The organism is Halomonas dongshanensis, from assembly GCF_024790395.1.
GTDB classification, from domain to species: domain Bacteria; phylum Pseudomonadota; class Gammaproteobacteria; order Pseudomonadales; family Halomonadaceae; genus Vreelandella; species Vreelandella dongshanensis.
In genome coordinates, this window is the sequence record NZ_JAJISC010000010.1 from 86,412 (window position 1) to 106,939 (window position 20,528).

At 56.7% G+C, this 20,528-nt stretch carries 22 protein-coding genes and 1 pseudogene; 15 read left to right on the forward strand and 8 right to left on the reverse strand.

Translation table 11 applies throughout. From position 1 onward, the window contains the following. The first annotated feature begins 164 nt into the window (after window positions 1–164). The 3 genes from LLY24_RS17830 to LLY24_RS17840 are packed head-to-tail and all read left to right on the forward strand — an operon-like array spanning window position 165 to window position 1,459. Entirely contained in the window at window positions 165–899 is a 735-nt protein-coding gene (locus tag LLY24_RS17830; protein ID WP_259037666.1) for a FadR/GntR family transcriptional regulator, read from the forward strand. After that, the gene (locus LLY24_RS17835; RefSeq protein ID WP_259037667.1) at window positions 900–1,166 is read left to right on the forward strand and encodes a type II toxin-antitoxin system RelE/ParE family toxin; all 267 of its coding nucleotides are present in this window, start codon (window positions 900–902) and stop codon (window positions 1,164–1,166) included. Beyond that, the gene (locus tag LLY24_RS17840; protein WP_259037668.1) at window positions 1,166–1,459 is read left to right on the forward strand and encodes a HigA family addiction module antitoxin; all 294 of its coding nucleotides are present in this window, start codon (window positions 1,166–1,168) and stop codon (window positions 1,457–1,459) included. Before LLY24_RS17835 ends, LLY24_RS17840 begins: the two co-directional genes overlap by 1 nt. 114 nt (window positions 1,460–1,573) lie before the next feature. On the opposite strand, the gene LLY24_RS17845 is transcribed toward LLY24_RS17840, so the two are convergent. Further along, a complete protein-coding gene (locus LLY24_RS17845; protein ID WP_259037669.1) occupies window positions 1,574–2,701 on the reverse strand; it encodes a glycerol dehydrogenase in 1,128 nt (375 codons plus the stop codon). A 237-nt stretch (window positions 2,702–2,938) separates the two neighbouring features. Between LLY24_RS17845 and LLY24_RS17850 the strand changes: the two genes are divergently transcribed. The 3 genes and pseudogenes from LLY24_RS17850 (at window position 2,939) to LLY24_RS17860 (ending at window position 4,473) form a co-directional block, all read left to right on the forward strand. Then, window positions 2,939–3,181, forward strand: coding sequence for a type II toxin-antitoxin system Phd/YefM family antitoxin (locus tag LLY24_RS17850; RefSeq protein WP_259037670.1), 243 nt, complete (start codon window positions 2,939–2,941; stop codon window positions 3,179–3,181). Continuing rightward, window positions 3,178–3,443: pseudogene (locus tag LLY24_RS17855) on the forward strand (Txe/YoeB family addiction module toxin). Before LLY24_RS17850 ends, LLY24_RS17855 begins: the two are co-directional and overlap by 4 nt. Window positions 3,444–3,510: 67 nt before the next feature. Further along, window positions 3,511–4,473 (forward strand): ribonuclease Z, encoded by a 963-nt coding sequence (locus tag LLY24_RS17860; RefSeq protein WP_259037671.1) that lies wholly within the window; start codon window positions 3,511–3,513, stop codon window positions 4,471–4,473. Window positions 4,474–4,502: 29 nt separating this feature from the next. Here the strand turns inward: LLY24_RS17860 and LLY24_RS17865 are convergent, their stop codons facing one another. From LLY24_RS17865 to LLY24_RS17885, 5 genes are read right to left on the reverse strand one after another with little or no spacing between them, the layout of a single operon-like run. Then, on the reverse strand, window positions 4,503–4,910 hold the full coding sequence (locus tag LLY24_RS17865) for a hypothetical protein (RefSeq protein WP_259037672.1): 408 nt from the start codon (window positions 4,908–4,910) through the stop codon (window positions 4,503–4,505). Between the two features lie 49 nt (window positions 4,911–4,959). Continuing rightward, entirely contained in the window at window positions 4,960–5,829 is an 870-nt protein-coding gene (locus LLY24_RS17870) for a PCC domain-containing protein (RefSeq protein WP_259037673.1), read from the reverse strand. Continuing rightward, entirely contained in the window at window positions 5,826–7,424 is a 1,599-nt protein-coding gene (locus LLY24_RS17875) for an acyl-CoA synthetase (protein ID WP_259037674.1), read from the reverse strand. The genes LLY24_RS17870 and LLY24_RS17875 overlap by 4 nt, the downstream gene beginning before the upstream one ends. After that, window positions 7,421–8,590 (reverse strand): acetyl-CoA acetyltransferase, encoded by a 1,170-nt coding sequence (locus LLY24_RS17880; RefSeq protein WP_259037675.1) that lies wholly within the window; start codon window positions 8,588–8,590, stop codon window positions 7,421–7,423. The genes LLY24_RS17875 and LLY24_RS17880 overlap by 4 nt, the downstream gene beginning before the upstream one ends. Then, window positions 8,587–9,429: an IclR family transcriptional regulator gene (locus LLY24_RS17885; protein WP_259037676.1), complete on the reverse strand. Its 843-nt coding sequence runs from the start codon at window positions 9,427–9,429 to the stop codon at window positions 8,587–8,589. The genes LLY24_RS17880 and LLY24_RS17885 overlap by 4 nt, the downstream gene beginning before the upstream one ends. Window positions 9,430–9,628: 199 nt before the next feature. Here LLY24_RS17885 and LLY24_RS17890 point away from each other — a divergent pair, with 199 nt between their 5' ends. The 4 genes from LLY24_RS17890 to LLY24_RS17905 all read left to right on the forward strand — a co-directional run bounded on the left by LLY24_RS17890 (window position 9,629) and on the right by LLY24_RS17905 (window position 13,326). Next, the gene (locus LLY24_RS17890; protein WP_259037677.1) at window positions 9,629–10,639 is read left to right on the forward strand and encodes a DctP family TRAP transporter solute-binding subunit; all 1,011 of its coding nucleotides are present in this window, start codon (window positions 9,629–9,631) and stop codon (window positions 10,637–10,639) included. Window positions 10,640–10,716: 77 nt separating this feature from the next. Next, a complete protein-coding gene (locus LLY24_RS17895) occupies window positions 10,717–11,208 on the forward strand; it encodes a TRAP transporter small permease (protein WP_259037678.1) in 492 nt (163 codons plus the stop codon). Continuing rightward, a complete protein-coding gene (locus LLY24_RS17900; RefSeq protein ID WP_259037679.1) occupies window positions 11,201–12,538 on the forward strand; it encodes a TRAP transporter large permease in 1,338 nt (445 codons plus the stop codon). The genes LLY24_RS17895 and LLY24_RS17900 overlap by 8 nt, the downstream gene beginning before the upstream one ends. A gap of 20 nt (window positions 12,539–12,558) precedes the next feature. Then, a complete protein-coding gene (locus tag LLY24_RS17905) occupies window positions 12,559–13,326 on the forward strand; it encodes an SDR family NAD(P)-dependent oxidoreductase (RefSeq protein ID WP_259037680.1) in 768 nt (255 codons plus the stop codon). Between the two features lie 74 nt (window positions 13,327–13,400). Here LLY24_RS17905 and LLY24_RS17910 read toward each other — a convergent pair whose 3' ends face one another. Beyond that, window positions 13,401–14,573, reverse strand: coding sequence for a UbiH/UbiF/VisC/COQ6 family ubiquinone biosynthesis hydroxylase (locus tag LLY24_RS17910; RefSeq protein WP_259037681.1), 1,173 nt, complete (start codon window positions 14,571–14,573; stop codon window positions 13,401–13,403). Between the two features lie 95 nt (window positions 14,574–14,668). On the opposite strand from LLY24_RS17910, the gene LLY24_RS17915 reads away from it, so the two are divergent. Then, window positions 14,669–15,526 (forward strand): NAD-dependent protein deacetylase, encoded by an 858-nt coding sequence (locus tag LLY24_RS17915; RefSeq protein ID WP_259037682.1) that lies wholly within the window; start codon window positions 14,669–14,671, stop codon window positions 15,524–15,526. Here the strand turns inward: LLY24_RS17915 and LLY24_RS17920 are convergent. After that, on the reverse strand, window positions 15,523–16,158 hold the full coding sequence (locus LLY24_RS17920; protein ID WP_259037683.1) for a DNA-3-methyladenine glycosylase: 636 nt from the start codon (window positions 16,156–16,158) through the stop codon (window positions 15,523–15,525). The two genes, LLY24_RS17915 and LLY24_RS17920, sit on opposite strands and share 4 nt — an antisense overlap. 71 nt (window positions 16,159–16,229) lie before the next feature. On the opposite strand from LLY24_RS17920, the gene LLY24_RS17925 reads away from it, so the two are divergent. The 4 genes from LLY24_RS17925 (at window position 16,230) to LLY24_RS17940 (ending at window position 20,155) form a co-directional block, all read left to right on the forward strand. After that, entirely contained in the window at window positions 16,230–17,702 is a 1,473-nt protein-coding gene (locus LLY24_RS17925) for a protein adenylyltransferase SelO (RefSeq protein WP_259037684.1), read from the forward strand. Window positions 17,703–17,798: 96 nt separating this feature from the next. Beyond that, a complete protein-coding gene (gene dinB / locus LLY24_RS17930; protein ID WP_259037685.1) occupies window positions 17,799–18,845 on the forward strand; it encodes a DNA polymerase IV in 1,047 nt (348 codons plus the stop codon). Between the two features lie 178 nt (window positions 18,846–19,023). After that, the gene (locus tag LLY24_RS17935; RefSeq protein WP_259037686.1) at window positions 19,024–19,851 is read left to right on the forward strand and encodes an alpha/beta fold hydrolase; all 828 of its coding nucleotides are present in this window, start codon (window positions 19,024–19,026) and stop codon (window positions 19,849–19,851) included. A 46-nt stretch (window positions 19,852–19,897) separates the two neighbouring features. Then, window positions 19,898–20,155, forward strand: a complete 258-nt coding sequence (locus LLY24_RS17940) for a thiamine-binding protein (protein WP_259037687.1) — start codon at window positions 19,898–19,900, stop codon at window positions 20,153–20,155. The last annotated feature ends 373 nt before the right edge of the window (window positions 20,156–20,528 follow it).

Sequence of the window (20,528 nt, forward strand, 5' to 3'; positions counted from 1 at the left end):
TCTGCTGGTTGGTTTACCATACCAGTTGTGTGGAATTTAGATTTACTGCAACGTCATTTCAAGCACTATTGAAGGAATTTAGACGAACGTCTAGGCGGCAATTTGTATAGATGTCCTTTGTTTTCTGGTCTATTGTATGTACCAGTTGCTTGGAGTATCGTTTAATGAAAAATTCTGCATTTGCTTTTGAAAAAGCATTGAAAAATAAGACAAAAAAAGAAGTTTTGGTTGAAAAGCTGATCGACATGCTGATCACAGGGCTGCTGAGGGAAGGCGATTTGCTACCTAGCGAACGCGAATTGGCGCAACTGTTCGAGGTGAGTCGTGAAACCGTTCGTGGTGCGCTGACACAGTTGGCTGCCTACGATCTCATCAGTGTTTCCCACGGCAGCAAAACACGGATAAGGGCTAGTGAAGATGCGCTCGCACGCTTTACGGACACGTTTGAAGCAGCCAGAACAAGCGATATGGAACACTTTGATGTCGACAGCGTTTTCGAAAGCCGTATTGTGGTGGAAGCGGCGGTTGCTAGACGAACTGCCTCCAGGATAGATCGGGTGGGTATTCAGAAACTAGAGCGAATGCTTGAAGCGCAGAGCCATCTTTTTACTTCTCCTGTTTCCTTTCAGTTATCGGATCAGGGGTTTCACAAGCTTATTTCAGAGTACGCTGATAATTCATTGTTGCTGCGCTATGCAGAGGAGCTATACGGCTATGGGCTTAATATTCGCCGTCAGGTAATGGTCGAAGAGGGTAATATCGAGAAAAGTTATCAAGAGCACATACATATTGTAGATGCCTTAAAACGAGGTGATCCTGATGCCGCCGAGAGAGCAATGCTTGCTCACTTGGACAGTGTTTATCGTACGACGAAAGAGAAGGTCTTAGGTTGCTCGTGATTGAATCGTTACGTTGCATGGGTATTTTATAAGACCGGCCAGACATCTGGTATACAGCCTGATCACGCGAAAAAGCTGCGCATGCAATTAGCTGCTCTCGAAACGGCGGTCACGGTGGACGACATGGATATCCCTGGCTTTCGGCTTCATCCATTGAAGGGGAAAGAAAAGGGGCGTTGGTCGATTCGTGTCAACGGTAATTGGCGAATGACGTTCGAATTCAAGGACGGCAATGCCCATATTCTTGATTATGAGGATTATCACTAATGACGATGCATCATCCGCCGCATCCTGGTGAGTTCATTCTTGAGGTCTATCTGGAGCCTTTCGACATCAGTTCTCGTCAGTTGGCGGCAAGTTTGGGCGTTTCACCTTCCACGCTGTCTCGGCTGCTAAAGGGCAATAGCGGTATCAGCCCAGAAATGTCGCTGCGTTTGTCCAAGGTGCTTGGGCGTACGCCTGAAAGTTGGCTAGCAATGCAGGATATGTATGATCTGTGGGTCGCGCGTGGCACGGTCAACCTCGATAACGTTCATCCTCTGGATTTCGAGGCAGCTTGAGGTGTCGCGGTGCAAGCATCGATGCAGCGGCTTTAGCATTTGGCCATCCTGATGTAGAAAAAAGATCGAGTGGAACATCAACGGCGAAGCGCCAAAGCGCTTCGCCGTTTTCTATTACTCGCTCAGCCCCACCTTTTCCATGAACGCCCGTGCGTGCACATCCACCGCCTTGATGGCGTGGACAACCTGCTGCGGCGTTAGCTCGTAAGCTAGGTTGTGGCTCGATTCGCCTTCTTTAAGGGCGGCTTCGGCGACGCGGTAGAGGTCGTCGTCGCTTGCCTGGTCGAGCTTGAGTGCCTTGAGCGTGATGGGCAGGCCGAGCGCCAGGTAAAGCTCCAGATACTCTTCCAGCTCCGCTTGGGGCGTCTGGTCCAGAATCAGCTGAGCGACGGTGCCATAGGCGACTTTTTCGCCGTGGGTCAGGTTGTGGATCTCGCCGTGCAGAGCGGTGAAGCCGTTGTGAATGGCGTGTGCCCCGGCGAGGCCCCCGCTCTCGAAGCCGAGGCCGCTGAGCAGCGTGTTGGCTTCCACCACCGCCTCGAATGACGGCGTGACGATCTGCGCCTCGTTGGCCTGATAGGCGAGCAGGGCATGTTCGAAGAGGATCTCTTCGCACTTCTCGCCGATGGTCGCGCCCAGAAGTGTGGCCTTGCCGCCCGCCATGTTATTGGCGTTGGCGCGAATGGCGGCACGCGCCTCGACCCAGGTGGCCAGGGCATCGGCAATGCCGGAGGCGAGAAAGCGCGGCGGCGCCTTGCAGATGATGGCGGTATCCACCAACACCAGATTGGGGTTCTTGTCGTAGAAGCGGTAGGACTCGAACTCGCCGTCGTCGCTGTAGATCACCGACAGGGCGCTGGTGGGCGCGTCGGTAGAGGCGGTGGTGGGCAGTACGGCGCAGGCCGCGTTCAACTGCTCGGCCACGCCCTTGGCGGTGTCGATGGCCTTGCCGCCGCCAAAGCCGATCACCACGTCGGCGTCGTGCTCGCGGCCAAGATCGGCGAGCCGCTCGATCTCGCGGGTGGAGGCTTCGCCTTCGAACGCCACGCGCTCGAAGCGCACCTCACTCCCTTTCAAGCTCTCGCTTAGCTGCTCGCCCGCAATCTTCCACACCACATCATCGGCGATCAAAAGCGCCGACTTGCCCAGCGCGGAGACGTAATGCCCGGCACGGGCGGTCACCCCTTCGCCCTGCACGTAGCGGGCGGGGCTGATGAAGACTTTCTCGTTGATGGCTGGCATACGAATATTTCCTGTAAACAGTGTGAGTGTGCCTACCAGTGTAGTTACTTGCACTGTATACGCATGTGCGGCATTTCGACGTATGCGCCATTAGCCATCGTCACGCTGCGTAGAGAAAGCTCGCTCTTACGCGCCCTATGAGGCGGGTTATTTGGGGGGAGGGCACAAAACGTTCGTATTTACGTATGTATCTAATGGCGTACACTTCTTGGAAGTTGAATAAGCAGGAGGTGCATCATGCTCGGGATCACCGCCACTGAGGCGAGCAGTAATCTGTATCGTTTGATCGATGAAGCGGCTGAGTCTCACCAGCCGATCGTTATTATGGGTAAGCGAAACAAAGCCGTATTAATTTGTGAAGAGGATTGGTCGGCTATTCAAGAAACGATCTATCTGCTTTCTGTGCCGGGCATGCGGGAATCTATTCGTGAAGGAATGCTGACGCCTACCAGTGACTGCGACGGGGAGCTCGACTGGTGACGTGGAGGTTGGTATATACCAAACAGGCTCAAAAAGGGATGCCAAGAAGCTGGCTTTCAGTGGTTTGAAGCCAAAAGCCCAGGAGCTTTTGGCGCTGTTGGGGGAAGACCCATACCGCACCCCGCCCCCTTTTGAAAAGCTGATCGGTGATCTTTCGGGGGCGTATTCCCGCCGTATCAATATTCAACATCGTGTTGTGTATCAAGTGCTTGAGGAGGAGAGGGTAGTGAAGGTCCTTCGCCTCTGGAGCCACTACGAGTAATTAGCGTGCTGAGCCTAGGATGGAAACCCATGCGCATAGAGCACATCCCGTCGAAAAGCGACAATCTATGAACCTCCTCTTCCTTGGCACCTCTGCTGGCGTACCCACCAAAAGCCGAAACGTTTCCGGCATTGCCCTGCGCGAAAGCAAGGGGAAAGGCTGGTATCTGATCGACTGCGGTGAGGGCACGCAGCATCAGGTGTTGCGCACCACGCTTTCGCTCAATACCTTGAAGGCAATACTGATCACCCACGTGCACGGTGACCACTGCTATGGGCTGCCGGGGCTTTTGGCTAGTGCTGCGATGAGCGGTCGCACGGCGCCGCTGACCATCGTTGCATCTCAGGGTATTAAAGCGTGGCTCGAGACGACTTTTTCGGCTACCGAGCTTGCGTTGCCCTTTGCCCTCGAGTTCGTCGATGCAAGCACGCTGCCCCGCTTGGCCTTTGAGCAAGTGGAGGTCGAGACGTTTACGCTTTCGCACCGGGTGCCGTGCTACGCCTACACGTTTACTGAGATCAACATCGCCGCCGACCTGGATACTGCCAAGCTCGAGCGCGATGGCATTCCCCGTGGGGCGCTGTGGGGGCAGGTGAAGCAAGGCATCGATATCGAATTTGCTGGAAAGCGCTTGAGAAGCAGCGACTATTTGATTCAAAAGCACCCGCCTAGAAAGATCGTGATCGCAGGAGACAACGACCGCCCCGCGCTATTGGCGCAGGCGTGTATCGGTGCGCAGGTGCTGGTACATGAAGCGACGTATTCTCAAGCGCTGGCCGAGAAAGCGCGCGAAGTGGGGCACAGCTACGCCAGTCTCGTTGGAGAGTTTGCCGAGGCGGCTAGCGTGCCCCATTTGGTGCTGACGCACTTTAGCCCGCGTTACCAGTTTCATCCTCAGGCATCGCCTTCCATTGAGGATATTCGTCGCGAGGCCCAGAGCGTCTATTCGGGTTCGCTTTATCTGGCGCGAGATTTTCTTCAATTTAGCTTGGATAAAGCGGGCTGTTTGGTCGCGATGACGAGTGAATAGTCTTTTGCCGCTTTTAATTACGGCACCGATCAGTCGCGGCAATAGCCTTCACCGGATTGCACTACCAAGCACTCTTCTTTGTCCAGTAGCCACTTCATACCAGTGGCCTCGCCATCACCGGCGCGAAGCAGGTATGAGCCATCATGGCGGGTAAAGCTGATGCCTTCGTCCGTTGCTTGGCCTTCGAAGGTGCCGCTTTGATCGGCGTCTAGGCCGTACTGCATCTCCAGCAGATAATGGCCGGGGCCAGCCGCGTCGTTCTGGCTAATATCCAGATACAAACCCTCTACCCCGGTCCATCGGCCAATCCACTGATCGGTTGCAAGATCGGCATCAGCCGTAGGTGATGGGGCCGAGCCGTTGTCTTGACTGCAACCGCTCATGAAGATGAGAGCGCTTAGGGCAACGGCTCTTTTAAGCATGACAAGTTTGAACATGGCACGTATTACCGAAGGTCGAGGGAAAGCGTTAGCGCCTCTGCGCTCGCTATGGAAAGCGTAGCAGAAGCTCGCACGTTACGCAGATGGTGTTACATCCTGGTGCCAGCTCTCCTTGGTGCTGTTCGCCCCCAATACCTACCGAGAGCGCTTGAAGGGAGAGCTGCCCAGATTCCAACCGCCCATCGAGTATCAGTATTTCGTTGGCATGGCTTTCAAGTTGAATGCCATCGGTAAAGCAGGTGTTGATGAGGCTGCCAATTCCCAATACCTGCGCAGAAGGTATCTCATGGAGCTCGGCAATGGATGTTATCGCCTCATGGATGTCCTGATTAGGACGTAGCGTCAATAATATTGCGTTAGCTTTCGATGAAGTGCTGTCATTCGTGTTCGCATAAGGAGCGAAAAGAGAAAACCGAGTTTCTTCATCCTGCGTTACGACTAAGTGAGCGCCTTCGATCGCGATACAAGATGCCGTAACGTCTGTGGCTAATAGTGAATCAGGCGCCAAGAGATGGCCCGCCATGATAGGCTCTTTGCCGTGTTGCCATGTCCCGTGGCAGTGCAGGAAAGGTTCGCCGTCGCGTAGGCCTACGTGCGCGCCCGCGGTAAGTATTTTTGCAGGTGACGATAAACGATAGGTATCGCTATACCATGCAGCATGTGCGCCGCTAGGGTCATTGCCTGGCATTACGAAGTGCAGGCTTTCCATGGCGGCGTCGTTTATCGTCAAATAGGCGGCTGTAATGCCATGTTTCTCAAGCGCGTGAACGATAGCATCGTGCAGCGTTTGGCCACCTTCAAGGATGATGTCTCGCTCCTTTGTATAGCAATGCTGAGCTTGATAACGGTGCTGGGCTGGAGTGCCTGGGTGGTGAATGGCGCCAGCCTTCGTCGAGCGGTTGGATAGTGGGATCATGAGATCTCCTTTAGCTCGCCGCGCTCGATGAGCGTTTCTCGAATGAGTTTTTTCGTTATTTTTCCGTAAGCCGTCTTGGGCATTTCGCTCCAGATAACGTAGCTTTTAGGCACTTTATAGCGCGCCACGCGTTCGCTGAGCCATGCATTCAACGAAGATATTTCGACGTGCTGGCCTGGGTAAAAGACACACACGGCCATGCCAACTTCGCCCCACACGGGGTCCGGTACGCCCAGCACGGCAGTTTCGGAAACGGCGGGGTGGCTAAGTAGCTTTTCTTCTATTTCTCGAGGGTAAATGTTTGAGCCGCCCGAGATATACATATCGGACACCCGCCCTGTCAGATAAACGAATCCTTCGTCATCCATATGGCCTAGGTCGCCGGTTAAAAACCAGCCATTTCGAAAGCTCTTTTGGTTGGCCTCATCATTATTATAATACCCGGCAAATACCGCTGGGCCGATAACGGCAATCTCTCCTGTTTCGCCCGCAGGAACTTCGACGCCGTTACTATCTTGAATCTGTGCTTGAATGCCGGTACGCGCGAAGCCACAGGTACCTATTTTCATGTGACTGTCATCGATGTGATGAAAGGCCGGTGGAAGCACCGTGATGTTGCCCGTCACTTCTCCCAGGCCGAAATACTGAACGAGAACGGGGCCCAGCGTTTCCAGTGCCTTTACCTGATCCGACCGGTACATGGGCGCGCCTGCATAGATGACATAACGTAAAGAGGTGTGGTCGTACTGATTGACACTAGGATGCTCGATGAGCATTTTGACGATGGTGGGAACGGTAAAAAGGTTGGTCACTTTCCACTGCTCTACGAGCCGCCAGATGGTCGCAGGATCGAATTTTTCCTCGGCTGGGAGGATGGTCTTGACGCCGTGCGCCACTTGCGCAAGCTGATGAACGCCAGCGCCATGGGAGAGCGGGGCAACCACAATCGATGCATCCTCAGGACCGGTTCCCGGCATTAAATCGCAAAGGTGATTGGTGATCACGAAGGCCATTTGGCCATGGGTCAAAACGGCTGCTTTGGGGCGCCCTGTGGTACCCGATGTAAAGAAGAACCAAGCGGGGTCATCGCGCCCGACATCGACTGCTGCCAGGTTTTGACCTGAGTAGCGTGTGATCAGCGTTTCGTAATCGATGGCGAAGTCACTTTTTCCAATCGAAACGGTTATCTCGACAGAGTCGCAAGCGGCGGCATGCTGTGGAAAGCTGGCGCCGCATAGCAAGGCTCTGGCTCCAGAAGAGCTTGCAAGATAAGCCACTTCGTCCGGCGACTGGCGGTAGTTGGTCGGCACCCAGACGGCGCCGATTCGCCAGCACGCAAACATCGCTTCGAACATCTGGTTACAGTTGGAGGACTGAACCAGCAAACGATCCCCCTTCTTAAGGCCCAATTCGTGGCTTAGCGCGTACGCAAATGCCCGAGATCGCTCCTCCATCTCTTTCCATGTCCAGGTGCTATCACCCCATGCGAAGCCAATCTCATCGGCAAGACGACGCGAACTCTCTGTCAGCAAGTGAGAAAGGTTCATGACCCGAGTGGACACGGGGAGCGTGCTAGTGTGTACATGCTGGCTCATTTGACGCGCTCCAGAATGGATACGTAGTTGGCGACCGCCGCTCCACCCATGTTAAAGACACCTGCCAGGCTCGCGTTCGGAATCTGCATTTGATCGGCTTCTCCCATTAGCTGCATGGCGGCCATAACGTGCATGGACACACCGGTAGCGCCAATCGGATGGCCTTTTGACTTGAGCCCGCCTGAGGGGTTGATGGGCAAGGCGCCGTCTTTTTGCGTGAGCCCTTCTTGGACGACACGGTAACCTTCGCCTTTTGGCGCCAGCCCCATCGCTTCGTACTCCAGTAGCTCCGCGATGGTGAAGCAGTCGTGTGTCTCTACGAGGGATAGGTCCATGATGTCTAGCTCGGCGCTGGCGAGGGCTTTTTGCCACGCCATGGCGGCTCCCCGGAACGCCAACACGTCGCGTCTGGAAAGCGCCATGAGGTCGTTGGCCTGTGTGCGGGCGCGAAAAGCAATGGCACGCTTTAAGTGGGAAGCGGTTTCGGCATCGGCAACGATCAAAGCGGCTGCGCCATCAGAAATGAGAGAGCAGTCGGTACGGCGCAGGGGGCCAGCAACGATGGGGTTGCGATCTGAAACCGTGGCGCAGAAGTCGACGCCGATATCCTTACGCATTTGCGCATAGGGGTTGAACACACCATTGGCGTGGTTTTTCGCAGCAATCATGGCGAGCTCTTGCGAACGATCTCCATACGTCTGGAAATAGCGTTCGGCAATCTTGCCAAAAACACCCGCAAAGCCTCCGGCGATATTGGCTTCCTCACGGTGATAGCTGGCGCTTAGCAAGATGTTGCCAACCTCGGCGGTCGGCGTTGCCGACATTTTTTCAGCACCGACGACCAGGGCGATTTTCCCACGGCCCGACTCGATGAAATCGAGCGCTCCGTGCAGCGTTGCGCTTCCGGTGGCGCATGCATTCTCATAACGTGTGGCGGGCGTATGTGCAAAGCGCTCGTCACCCATGCCCACAAGCGCTGCTTGGAAATCCTGAGCAGAGAATCCGTTGTTGTAAACGCCTACGAAAATACCGTCTATGTCTTTGTGCTCAACGCCAGCATGGCAGAGCGCCTCTTGAACCACGCCTTGCATAAGCGCTTCGGTATCGGGTTCGGGTAATTTGCCAAAAGGGGAGTGAGCCCAGCCGACGATATGTGCCTTTGTCATTGTTTGCTCCTGGCGAGGGGGGCGGAGGGTTTTTGATGCCTTGAAAATTCTGCGGCTAAGAGACGTTCTATCGCTAAGGCCTCTTCTTGTAATTTGGGCACCAGGGTTTGCGACCTGCGAGGTTCCTGCATCCGGCTTTCAATTGCCGCTAACGAAAGCGAGCCTGCTAATACGCCGTCCGGCCAGTGCAAGGCGATGCCAATGCCCCAGGAGTCGGTAAATACCAGCCCGGGGTTAATGGCAAATCCTTGCTCTCTGGTTTGGTTAACCAGCGCAGATAAATGCGTTGGTATTAGCTGAGGATAATGCTCTTCGAGGTGCGTGCGCTGGGCCTCGAGAATGTGGGCAATTTCATCGTCGGGTAGGGCGGCCAGCATGGCGAGAGAGCCAGCTCCTACGCCTAGAGGATGATAGGCGCCTTGCTGAAGCGCATGGGTACGAATGGGGTAAGCGCCATCTTCGCGATAAAGGCACAGCGAAAAGTGGCCACGACGAATAGAGAGGCAGGCAGCGTCTTCGGTCAACTGCGCTAACCGCGCGACGTTGCACGTCGCTAGGCGCATTAAGTTGTGCTGTTCGGATGCTCGATGACCCAACAAATAGGCTTCTGGGCCTAAATGATAATAATGATTGGCAGGAGACTGCTCTACCATGCCTGCATTGATCAGTGCCAGCAGTAGCCGTCTTGCAGTGGGCTTGTTCAAGCCACAGTGCTCTGTCAAATCGGCAAGCGAACTACCTCCGGTCTGGCGTGCAATTCGGCTCAACAGGCCAAGTGCACGATCCACGCTTTGCGCGCCGGCGGTGCTACTTTCCGCTACCAGGATTTTTTGTTCCATATTATGGACCGTTTTTGCTCAGTAATTTTTATATTGAGCTTGTTTTGATAGGTGCTTTGGATAGCTTATAGATAGGTACTTTGACTTTTAAGGCTTGCTTTGGCAAATTTTTATTGCAAGACACCTAAAAAAAGGTCCATATTGTGGATCATAACAACGAAGTGCTTCAGCACGGACACGCTAAAAGGAATACAACATAATGAAACAACACGCCTTTCTAAAAACCATCTGGGTTACCTCAGCTACCGTAGGCTTGGTGTTTTCTGCTTCGGTATCGGCCGAAACGTTAAGGCTTTCGCATAACACCGGCGACAGCACAACGTGGCATGAAGCGGCGGAGCTGTTTAATGAGCTGTTGAATGAGGCGTCGGGGGGTGAGCTATCGGTGCGTACCTTCCCTAACTCGCAGCTTGCAGGTGGCGATCAGATGCGCCAATTCGAAATGGTGGGCAGAGGGGCTATCGATTTGGTCATGACGTCGGCCATTAACGTAACTCCTTTAATTCCTGAGATGGCTGTTTTTTCATTACCTTATCTTTACGACGGCTATGACCAGGTAGATGCCACCATGAACGGTGAGCCTGTTACGTTGCTTGAAGACATCATGGACGAAAGGGGCGTTAAGGTACTGGCGTGGGGAGAAAGCGGCTTTCGAGAATTAACCAATAGTAAACGACCGATTCGCAGCCCTGAGGATATGCGCGGCCTCAATATGCGTGTGGCAGGTCCTATGTATGTTGATGTCATGAATGCACTGGGCGCCAACCCCCAGCAAATGCAATGGGTCGAAACCATTTCGGCGCTCCAGCAAGGCGTCGTTGATGGGCAAGAGAACGGCATCGGAGCGGTCATCATCCCCCAGCGTATCTATGAGGTGCAGGACTATATAACGCTTTGGCACTACTCCTATGACCCCATCTTTTTAGGTATCTCCAAACAGCGCTGGGAGCGTTTCGACGCTGAGACCCAAGAGATGATTCAGCAGGCAGCGGACGAAGCCATGGCGCACCAATTGGCGATTACACGAGAAAATACCGCCGATGGCATCGATTTTCTGCGCGAGCAAGGTATGGAAATTACCGAGCTGAGCCAGGACGAAATCGATGTCTTTAGGCAAGCAACGGCACCTGCCTTCGATATGTGGGCAGAAAAAGTGGGCCCAGAGATTGTCTCTACGTTTGTCGAAACGATAGAAAGTTCCAAACAGTAATCACTGATACCGTTCCTATGAAAAACTCTGGCTGGCGTTAGCCAGGGTTTTTTTATATCAGTACAGGGCCAATAAAAATGAGATTCTTAATTGATGAGTTTGAAAAAATAATATGCACTGTGCTCTTTCTGAGCATGGCGCTGCTTGGCTTTGCTAACGTTGTTGTACGCTATGGCACTAACTTCTCACTTGCAGCGACCGAAGAGCTTCTCACCAATGGTTTTTTGATACTGACCATATTTGGGGCAGCGATTGCTGCAAGAAGGGGCGAGCATTTAGCTGTAACGGTTATTTATAATGCTTTGCCAGGTCAAGCCAGAGCGATTGTGTTCATACTGTCTGTTATTTTGTCGCTCTTGTTACTAGGTATGTCGGCCTACTTTTCTTGGGAAGTGTTGACCAATCAGTTTGCTAGCGGTACCCGCTCTTATGGGCTTGGGGTTCCTGCTTGGTACTACCATGCTGCCGTTCCTTTCGGCTTTTTTTTAATTGCCATTAGACTTCTACAGCGTTCGTGGAAAGAGATGCAAGGCAAAGTAGAACCCACCAGTGGAGGCATCGATGTTTGATATTTTCGATTCGCTCTCGTCCGGTTCCCAGATGATTCTGGTTTTCTTTCTGCTACTGTTCTTAAGAGTGCCCGTTGCGTTTTCTCTTGGGCTATCGGCTATTTACGCTATGTGGCATATGGGATTTGGCCTGGACCTCGCCGGCGACCTCATTGCAACGGGTATTACTAAGTTCTCACTGCTGGCGATTCCCTTTTTTATTCTAGCGGGCACGCTGATGGGCAGGCTTGGTATTGCTGATCGTATGATCCGCTTTTTTAGAGTACTGGTAGGCGGACTGCCGGGCGGTATGGGGGTAGTCGGAACCGTCGTATGTCTCTTTTGGGGGGCGGTTAGTGGGTCGGGGCCTGCATCGGTGGCCGCCATTGGCCCTATGATCATTAAGGGAATGGAAGAAGATGGTTACCGTAAGTCTTATGCAGCAGGCCTTGTCTGTACGGGGGCTGCTCTATCGATCGTTATTCCTCCCTCCATTGGCTTGGTGATTTACGGCGTTATTGCTGAAACCTCTATATCGAAACTCTTTTTGGCCGCCATCATCCCCGGCTTGATGATGGGTGGGTTAATGATGCTTACGCTGCCCTGGGGCCGTGTCAAAAAATCACCGCTGGGTGATATGGGTAAGCCGTCTGTACTTTCGAGGGGCGACAATCCTTATGCTCAGTCGGCTTATGCGACGAGGCTATGGGCCTCTTTCAAGGATTCCTTTTGGGGATTACTTACGCCGGTGGTTATTTTGGGGGGTATATATGCTGGCGTTTTTACTCCCACAGAAGCCGCCTTGGTCGCCACCGTTTATGCGTTAATGGTAGGGGCCATCATTTACAAGACATTGAACATCAAAAAACTGTACGAGGCGGTTAGCGATGCGGCGGCATCGTCTGCTGTCGTCATGCTGGTCGTTGCCTATGCCAGCTTGTTTGGCTGGGTCGTCACGGTGGATGATCTAGTGGGTACTTACTCCTCTCTGTTGTTAGGCATGAGCGACAATGAGTGGGTTATTTTGCTCGTCATCATGCTGATTCTGTTGATTATTGGCATGTTCATGGATGCGGTAACGGTCATGTTCATTTCATTACCGGTTTTTCTGCCAATGGTCCATCAACTGGGCTGGGATCCTGTTTGGTTTGGCGTCTTGGTAATGATCAATTTGTCCATTGGACTGATCACACCTCCCGTCGGCATCAACCTCTACGTTGCTGCAAATGTAACCGGGCTTTCGATTGAAAAAATAGCGCGAGGAACCTTGATCTGTGTTGGCGCTTGCTTGGTAGGCCTCGCCTTGGTGGCATTTTTTCCGCAAATATCCATGGTGTTGATCGGCGAATAATAATGTAAGGAGCGTATTAGATGACCGCTAATAAAGTTGCCGTTGTAACCGGTGGCGCGAGAGGAATTGGGCTGGCCGCTGTCGATATTTTTCTGTCGAAAGGGTATGACGTTGTCGTGGTTGATATGAGCTACGCGGTTGCTAACGACTTGGCCCAGGCACGCGGCGGCGTTCTGCCCATTGAGTGTGATGTTTCCGATCCTGATGCTGTCAGCGCGATGGCGGAGACCATCGCGCGCCAATACGGCCGGGTCGATGCGCTCGTCAATAATGCCGGCATCGCGTCGCTTCACCCGATACAGGAGACGGATTTCCACACTTGGAAAAAAATAATGTCGGTGAATCTGGATGGCGCGTTTCTCGTCACTCAGGCCCTTACGCCGCTGATGAAAGAGGTGGCCGGGGCAATCGTGAATGTCGCGTCCATCGCTGGCCTGCGTGCCAGCACACTACGAACCGCATACGGCACATCCAAGGCTGCCGTCATTCATTTGACCAAACAGCAAGCAATGGAGCTAGGCGCGTATGGCATAAGGGCCAACTGCGTAGCGCCAGGCCCCGTTGAGACGGAGCTCTTAGCGAAGCTAGTCGAAGCCGCGCCCGAAATGAAAGCAAGCTACCTTGAAACCATTCCCCTCAATCGATTTGGCCAGGAAAAGGAAATCGCCGAGGTGATCGCGTTTTTATGCTCTTCGGAAGCAGGATACGTTACGGGGCAGACGATTGCGGTCGATGGTGGTTTTCAAGCCGCCGGGGTTGGGCTCACCGCATTAAGAAGTGCCCAATAAGCCTGCAATCATGAGCGCAAGCGTTTGGAATACCCCGCTTGCGCTACTCATCTTCATAGCCTGTTAGAAAAAAGCTAGCGCCTCTTAAACGGACTAAACCCATTAGCCTGCTGCATCATCAACCGCTTGGCAAACGGCAGGCGCTCGGCGATGTGTAGGCTCAAGTCGCCCAGCTGGCGCAGCGGTTTGGCGCCGGTGAACAGGTGGTGGAAGCTGTCGGTAGCGGCGATCATCGCTTGGTTGGCGAGGCGGCGTTGGCACTCGAAGCGGTGCAGCGCGAGCGAGGCGCCGGGGTCGCGCTGCTCTAGAATCAGCTCGGCCAGGGTGTCGGCGTCGTGAAGGCCGATGTTGAGTCCTTGTCCGGCTAGTGGGTGAACGACGTGGGCGGCATCGCCGATCAGCGCTAAGCGGTTGCCGATGTAGCGCTTTGCGTGCTGGCGTTTGATCGGGAAGCTGGCGCGGGCGACGATGCGTGTGATGGCCCCTAAACGCTCGGGGTAGGCGGCCTCGATGGCGGCTTTTAGGGCCTCGTCGTCGAGCGCTTCGCGGGCTTGGGTGGTGTCGGCGTGATCGTACCACACCAGTGATGCGCGCTGGCCGGGCAGCGGCAGCATGGCTAAAGGCCCCGTTGGGGTAAAGCACTGCCAACTGACATCCTGCTGGGGCAGGGCGGTTTCCACGTTGATGATCATGGCGCGCTGGTGGTAGTCGTGGGTGGTCACGTCGATGCCTGCTAGAGCGCGCAGCTGTGAGCGCGCGCCGTCGGCGCCGACTACCAGCGCCGCGCTCAGCGTTTGGCCATCGTCCAGCTCGACCCAGCGCGCGCGCCCTGACACCAACGTGGAAAGCGGTGCCGTTCCGGTGTAGCAGGTAACGGTAGGTAGCGCTTCTAAGCGCTGCCACAGCGCATGCTGCAGGGCGCGGTTTTCGATGAAGATGCCGAACTGGTCGAGGTCGCTGTCGCTGGCAGAAAAAAGGCTGTGTCCCTTGCCTTCCTGATTCCACACCTCGATATGCCGAAATGGGCAGCAGCGCTCGGCGGGAAGCGTGGCACCGCTGGCCTCGATGAAGTCTAGGGAGCGCGCATTGAGCGACGAGATGCGCAGGTCGAAATCGCCTTCAGGCGCGCTCGGCGGCTGGCCGCGCTCCACCAGGCCAACGCGCTTGCCCGCCTGACCCAGCCGTGCGGCGAGTGCTGCGCCCACCATGCCGCCGCCGACAATGACGATATCGTGATCCCGTTGCATGAGAGGCTCCTTGAAAGCTCGTTGGGGTAACGGATTGGCGTCGCCCGTGTCCTACAGTATCGTTGAAATAGTATACGACTACCCAGGGGAAGAAGTTGACCCAGGTAAATAATGCAGGCAACGACATCATCCGGGCCGGTGAGGAGCTTGCCGCGTTCATTACGCGCTATCCGCGCCTTTGGGTGATTACCGGCGCGGGCGTAAGCACCGACAGCGGCATTCCCGACTACCGCGATGCCAATGGGCAGTGGAAGCGTTCACCGCCCGTTCAGCACGGCGATTTCATGGCCTCAAAAGCGGTACGCCAACGCTACTGGGCGCGGGCATTGATCGGCTTCAAAGCGATGGGGCAGGCGCCGGTGGGCGGGGCGCACCGTGTGCTCGCCGCGCTCGAAGCGCAAGGGCTCGTCGAAGCCGTGGTGACCCAAAACGTCGACCGCCTACACCAACGGGCGGGATCCAAACGCGTGATCGACCTGCACGGCCGCGCAGATACGGTGAGCTGCATGCGTTGCGGCTACCGCATGATGCGCTACGCCATGCACGCCGAAATGGCGCAGATGAACCCCCGTTTTGCCGCGCTGGATGCCGCTCATGCCCCCGATGGCGATGCCGATCTAGAAACTGACTTTAGCACCTTCGAAATCTACCCCTGCCCGCGCTGCAGCGGCATTTTGAAACCCGATGTGGTCTATTACGGCGACGTGGTACCGCCCGAGCGGCGCTTGGCTGCGCAAGCGGCGCTGGCGCGTTCGAAGGCCGTGCTCGCCGTGGGTACTTCGCTGATGGTTTACTCCGGCTACCGCTTCTGCCGCGAGGCCCATGCCATGGGGCTGCCCATCGCCTCGCTCTCGCTCGGCGTTACCCGTGCCGATGCGCTGCTCAGCCATCAATGGCGCGCGCCGCTTACGCCAGTGTTGGAGCATGCGCTGGCGTGTTTGCGCCCCGGCTAGCGCGCCTTGGATACCCACGGGTTTCCTTCGATCCACAAACGCCAAGGGGCATCGCGGTCATGCGGCTGGGCGTAGTCGATACCCACGCGGGGGCCGCGCGCCACGCGCTCGGGCGCTTCACCGGCGGTGATCCAGAGGGTATCGGGCGTGGTCATATCGTGACCGTAGAGGGAGCCGTCGATACTCAGGGCACGGGTGAGTTTGCCGGGGCCGTTGCACAGCGCTTTAGCCGCAACCGGGCGACGCTCCCGCATGAGTGCTTCGCCGCCCACTGGCTCCACCGCGCGAATCAGTACCGCACAAGGGCTGCCTTCGGGCTGGGTCACCACGTTCAGCAGCCAATGCATGCCGTAGACCAGATAAACGTAGGCGTGGCCTGGCGGGCCGAACATCGCACGGGTGCGAGGCGTTTCGCGACGGTGCGCGTGGCAGGCGGAGTCTTCCGAGCCGCGATAAGCCTCGGTCTCGACGATTCTCGCCACCATTGGCTCACCGCCGGTATCGCGTACCAAGCAGCAGCCAAGCAGTGCGTTGGCAACGGCTAGAGTATCGCGGTCGTAGAAAGCGCGTGGTAAGGGAGGATGCACTGAAGCAAGGGAAGAGTGTATCGAAGCGTCGCTAGCATGCCGCATGAAATCGCCTTTTGCGTGAACCAACTGCTAGGGTATTAGCCAGATCCCATTATGCAAAGCGGAGTAACACCGTGCTGACATTCGAGCATCAGTTCGCCGAACTACCCGAGCCGCTGTGGGCGGCTTGCTCGCCCACGGCGGTCGAGCGCCCTGAGTTGATCGCGTTCAACGACGCCTTGGCCGCAGAGCTGGGCGCAGAGGCACGCCCCGATGATGCCACCCTGGCGCAGTGGTTTAGCGGCAATGCGCTGCCGCCGGGCGCCGAGCCTCGGGCGCTGGGCTACGCGGGGCACCAGTTCGGTAATTTCGTGCCCCAACTGGGCGATGGCCGCGCGCTGCTGTTGGGTGAAGTGGTGGATATCCACGGCCAGCGCCGCGATGTTCAGCTCAAAGGGAGCGGGCGCACGCCGTTTTCCCGTGGCGGCGATGGCCGCTCGCCGCTTGGTCCGGTGCTGCGCGAATACCTGGTGAGCGAGTCGATGGCGGCGATTGGCGTGCCCACGACACGCTCGCTCGCGGCCGTGACGACCGGCGAGCGCGTTGCGCGCATGCGTCCCGAGCCGGGCGGCGTGCTAACGCGCGTGGCCAGCAGCCATGTGCGCGTGGGCACCTTCCAATACGCCGCCGTGCGGCGTGACGAGGCCATGCTAAAGGCGCTGGTCGATCACGTCATCGCGCGCCACTATCCTCACCTTCGCGACGGTGCCGAAGACCCTGCCCTTGGCCTTTTAGAGGCGGTCACCCAGCGCCAGGCGGCCCTCATCGCCAAGTGGATGAGCCTTGGGTTCATTCACGGGGTGATGAACACCGACAATACCAGCATCAGCGGCGAAACCATCGATTACGGCCCCTGCGCCTTCATGGAACAGTTCGACCCGCAGAAGGTCTTTAGCTCCATCGATGAAGGTGGACGCTACGCCTTCGCCAACCAGCCCGGCATCGCCCAGTGGAACCTAGCCCGCTTTGCCGAAACGCTGCTGCCGCTAATGAACGCCGAAGGCGATGCGGCGGTAGAGCAGGCCGTCGAGGTGATTCGCGGCTTCGAGATGCACTTTGCCCGCGAGCGCCAAGCGCTGCGTATTGCCAAGCTTGGCCTTATGGAAGGCGAGGGCGAGCGCGCCGATACGCTGACGGAAGAACTCGAAGCGCTCATGCACGCCGGGCGAATGGATCTCACCGCCACCTTCGATGCGCTCACCCGCCACGCCGCCACGCGGGACGCCGAAACCGACTTGCTGGCGCTGACCACCGCGCCCGAGGCATTCACCCCTTGGTTCGCGCGCTGGTGCGATGCCTTGGGGCTCGATGATGCGCCTCTCGATGCCGAGCGCCATAAGGCTATGCGCGCCGTTAACCCGGTCATCATTGCGCGCAATCACCGCGTTCAGGAAGTGATCGATGCTGCTTACGATGGGGATTTTGCGCCCTTTCATGCGCTCTTGGCCGTGGTCACCAACCCCTTCGACGATACGCCCGCGGCGCGTCGTTTGGCGGCCCCTGCCACCCAGAGCGAACAGGTGCTGCGTACGTTTTGCGGCACTTGAGAGTTGGACAGCCTACGGTTTAAGCGGCTATGGCTGTGGTAAACTGTTTTTATCTACAGTTTGTTATTCTACAGCTTGTGAGGTGAGCCCGGCCCCGTGCGCAAGATCATCCATTGCGACTGCGACTGCTTCTATGCGGCGGTCGAGATGCGCGACAATCCCGCGCTCACGGACATTCCTATCGCAATTGGCGGCAGCGTGGAACAGCGCGGGGTCGTGGCGACCTGTAACTATCCGGCGCGAAAGTACGGTATCCATTCGGCCATGCCTATGGCCCAGGCGCTCAAACGCTGCCCGCACCTCACCGTCATTCGTGGCGACATGCCGCGCTACCGCGAAGCGGCGCGCCAAGTATTTGCCATCTATCGCGACGTGACCGAGCTGATCGAGCCGCTTTCGCTGGACGAAGCCTTTCTCGATGTTTCAGAGGTTACGCTGTTCAAGGGCAGCGCCACGCGCATGGCCGAGGCGATTCGCGCGCGGGTGCGCCGCGAGGTGGGCATTACCGTCTCGGCAGGCGTGGCGCCGAACAAGTTTCTCGCCAAGATCGCCAGCGACTGGCGCAAGCCCGATGGGCTTTTCGTCATCACCCCCGATGAGATCGAGAGTTTCGTCAAACCGCTGCCGGTGAAGAAGATACATGGCGTAGGGCCTCGCACCGCCGAAAAGCTCGCCGCCATGGATATTCACACCTGCGAAGCCCTGCGCGCCTGGCCCTTGACCGAGCTGGTGGAGCATTTTGGCCGCTTTGGCAAGCGCCTACACGAGCTTAGCTATGGGCGCGACGAGCGAGCGGTGAAAACCCACCGCGAGCGCAAGTCGGTGAGCACCGAGCAGACCTACGCCAAGGACCTGCCCGACCTTGCCGCTTGCCAGCGCGAGCTACCCACGCTGCTAGCCGATCTCGAACGCCGCTTTGCCCGGCTGGATCCGCCGCCCGCCATTCGCGGCCTCATGGTCAAGGTCAAGTTCAACGACTTCACCCAAACGACCGTAGAGCACGCCGACCCTGCCCCCAACCAGGCGCAGTTCGAGGCACTTTTGAACGTCGGCTGGGCGCGTGGGCAGCGCCCGGTGCGCTTACTGGGCGTAGGGTATCGGTTGGCCGAAGTGCCGCCGCATACCCAACTGACGCTCTTTTGATGTCACTGCGATGAGCCAGCACCATTGACGCCCTTCGCAGCCGAGGCAAAAACGGCTACATTTAAACGACCGTGTGATAGATAGCCGCCTCATCGTCTAGACGGTCATTTATCTCAACGATTATCTCAACAACTATTATCTCAAAAACCATCTCAACAACAGCGAGCCGCCCGCTGCCATGTCTTCATCATCTCCGTCTTCACGTACGCCATTGCTCTTCGCCCACGCCAACGGCTTCCCCGGAGCGAGCTACAAGAGCCTGCTCGAACCGCTTGCCGCCGAGTTCGAGCTGCATCCGCTGGACCGCTTGGGCCACCACCCTGATTATCCGGTCAACCACAATTGGGCCAATCTGGTCGAAGAGTTACTGAGCCACCTGCCTGCCCAGGACGCGCCCGTGCTCGGCGTTGGCCATTCGCTGGGGGGGACGCTCATGGCCATGGCCGCCGCCAAGCGCCCCGAGCGCTTTTGCGGAGTGATTATGCTCGACCCGCCACTGATGCTAGGGCCTGATGCCTGGGCGATGAAGGCGGCCAAGCGCTTTGGCTTCGTCGACCGCGTCACGCCGGCTGGAAAGACGTTAGGGCGGCGCAGCGTTTGGCCGAGCCGCGAGGTGATGGCGGAGTCGCTGCGCCGCCGGGGGCTGTTTCGTCGCTTTACCCCCGAGGCGCTGAATGACTACATTGAATCGGGTACGCGGCTGTTGGACGACGGCAGAGCCGAACTCACCTTCGATACCGCCATCGAGGTCGCTATCTTCCGCCACCTGCCGGATCACCTCTCGCGCCTGCCTGGGCGTTTGAACGTGCCGGTCGAGGTAGTGGCAGGCGAAGGCTCGGATCTGCTGACCCCTTCGCGCATCAAGCGCCTAGAGCGCCGTGGCCTGAACGTCAGCCGCGTACCCGGCTCGCATATGTTCCCCATGGAACATCCCAATGAAACCCGCGCCGCCATTCTGGCCGCTTGGGAACGTCTAGCAGCGAAGCCACGCGTCGCCAAAGCGTAATCTCACTATAAAGAGCATAAGGAAAAGAGCATTAAGGAGCCTCGCCATGTATCTCTCCGTTCAACTGAGCTATTACCCGCTAGCCGATGACTACAAACCCGTCGTCAAGGCCGTGGTCGCCCGCCTAGAAGCCAGCGGTCTGGAGGTTCACCCCAACCGCATGAGCACTCAGGTGTTTGGCGAGTTCGACGCGGTCATGGCCGCCCTGGCCGACGTCATGAAGTGGTCCTTCGACACCCACGGCAAAGCCGTCTTCACCGCCAACTTCCTCGAAGGCGATAGGCGGCCGAAATCGGTGAGCTGATGGGGTAGGGCGTGATGGGGTAGGGCGATTTCACCACGCTAGCTTTCATTACAGGCGCTTGGTTATCTTTTTGAAACGTTAACAACACACAACGTTACCTTTGTAAGAGATTGGCTATCCATTTTGTAAGCCTTTTCTTACATGGCTGTAAGCCATTGTAGACACTTGCCCTCAAGGGGTTGCCTTGTGACGCCAAGCCGCTACCCTGAGTCGTTCTCATTGCCTATAACGACCAGGGAGCGGCACCATGATCGAGAGCACCGGCGTGCATTTCACCTTGACCCTGCCCGGCGCCGAGGAGACCGCCGTGGTGCGCTTTACCCACCGCGAAGCGCTCTCGACGCCGTTCGAGCTGAACGTCGAGTTTGCCAGC

Excerpts from the sequence above, each read along its gene's own strand:
- LLY24_RS17910 (WP_259037681.1), bottom strand. The coding sequence starts at position 14,573 with ATGCAACGGGATCACGATATCGTCATTGTCGGCGGCGGCATGGTGGGC.
- LLY24_RS17865 (WP_259037672.1), bottom strand. The coding sequence starts at position 4,910 with ATGTTCAAACTTGTCATGCTTAAAAGAGCCGTTGCCCTAAGCGCTCTC.
- LLY24_RS17885 (WP_259037676.1), bottom strand. The coding sequence starts at position 9,429 with ATGGAACAAAAAATCCTGGTAGCGGAAAGTAGCACCGCCGGCGCGCAA.
- LLY24_RS17920 (WP_259037683.1), bottom strand. The coding sequence starts at position 16,158 with ATGCGGCATGCTAGCGACGCTTCGATACACTCTTCCCTTGCTTCAGTG.
- LLY24_RS17895 (WP_259037678.1), top strand. The coding sequence starts at position 10,717 with ATGAGATTCTTAATTGATGAGTTTGAAAAAATAATATGCACTGTGCTC.
- LLY24_RS17870 (WP_259037673.1), bottom strand. The coding sequence starts at position 5,829 with ATGATCCCACTATCCAACCGCTCGACGAAGGCTGGCGCCATTCACCAC.
- LLY24_RS17830 (WP_259037666.1), top strand. The coding sequence starts at position 165 with ATGAAAAATTCTGCATTTGCTTTTGAAAAAGCATTGAAAAATAAGACA.
- LLY24_RS17840 (WP_259037668.1), top strand. The coding sequence starts at position 1,166 with ATGACGATGCATCATCCGCCGCATCCTGGTGAGTTCATTCTTGAGGTC.
- LLY24_RS17845 (WP_259037669.1), bottom strand. The coding sequence starts at position 2,701 with ATGCCAGCCATCAACGAGAAAGTCTTCATCAGCCCCGCCCGCTACGTG.
- LLY24_RS17890 (WP_259037677.1), top strand. The coding sequence starts at position 9,629 with ATGAAACAACACGCCTTTCTAAAAACCATCTGGGTTACCTCAGCTACC.
- LLY24_RS17850 (WP_259037670.1), top strand. The coding sequence starts at position 2,939 with ATGCTCGGGATCACCGCCACTGAGGCGAGCAGTAATCTGTATCGTTTG.
- LLY24_RS17900 (WP_259037679.1), top strand. The coding sequence starts at position 11,201 with ATGTTTGATATTTTCGATTCGCTCTCGTCCGGTTCCCAGATGATTCTG.
- LLY24_RS17905 (WP_259037680.1), top strand. The coding sequence starts at position 12,559 with ATGACCGCTAATAAAGTTGCCGTTGTAACCGGTGGCGCGAGAGGAATT.
- LLY24_RS17935 (WP_259037686.1), top strand. The coding sequence starts at position 19,024 with ATGTCTTCATCATCTCCGTCTTCACGTACGCCATTGCTCTTCGCCCAC.
- LLY24_RS17940 (WP_259037687.1), top strand. The coding sequence starts at position 19,898 with ATGTATCTCTCCGTTCAACTGAGCTATTACCCGCTAGCCGATGACTAC.
- LLY24_RS17860 (WP_259037671.1), top strand. The coding sequence starts at position 3,511 with ATGAACCTCCTCTTCCTTGGCACCTCTGCTGGCGTACCCACCAAAAGC.
- LLY24_RS17880 (WP_259037675.1), bottom strand. The coding sequence starts at position 8,590 with ATGACAAAGGCACATATCGTCGGCTGGGCTCACTCCCCTTTTGGCAAA.
- LLY24_RS17875 (WP_259037674.1), bottom strand. The coding sequence starts at position 7,424 with ATGAGCCAGCATGTACACACTAGCACGCTCCCCGTGTCCACTCGGGTC.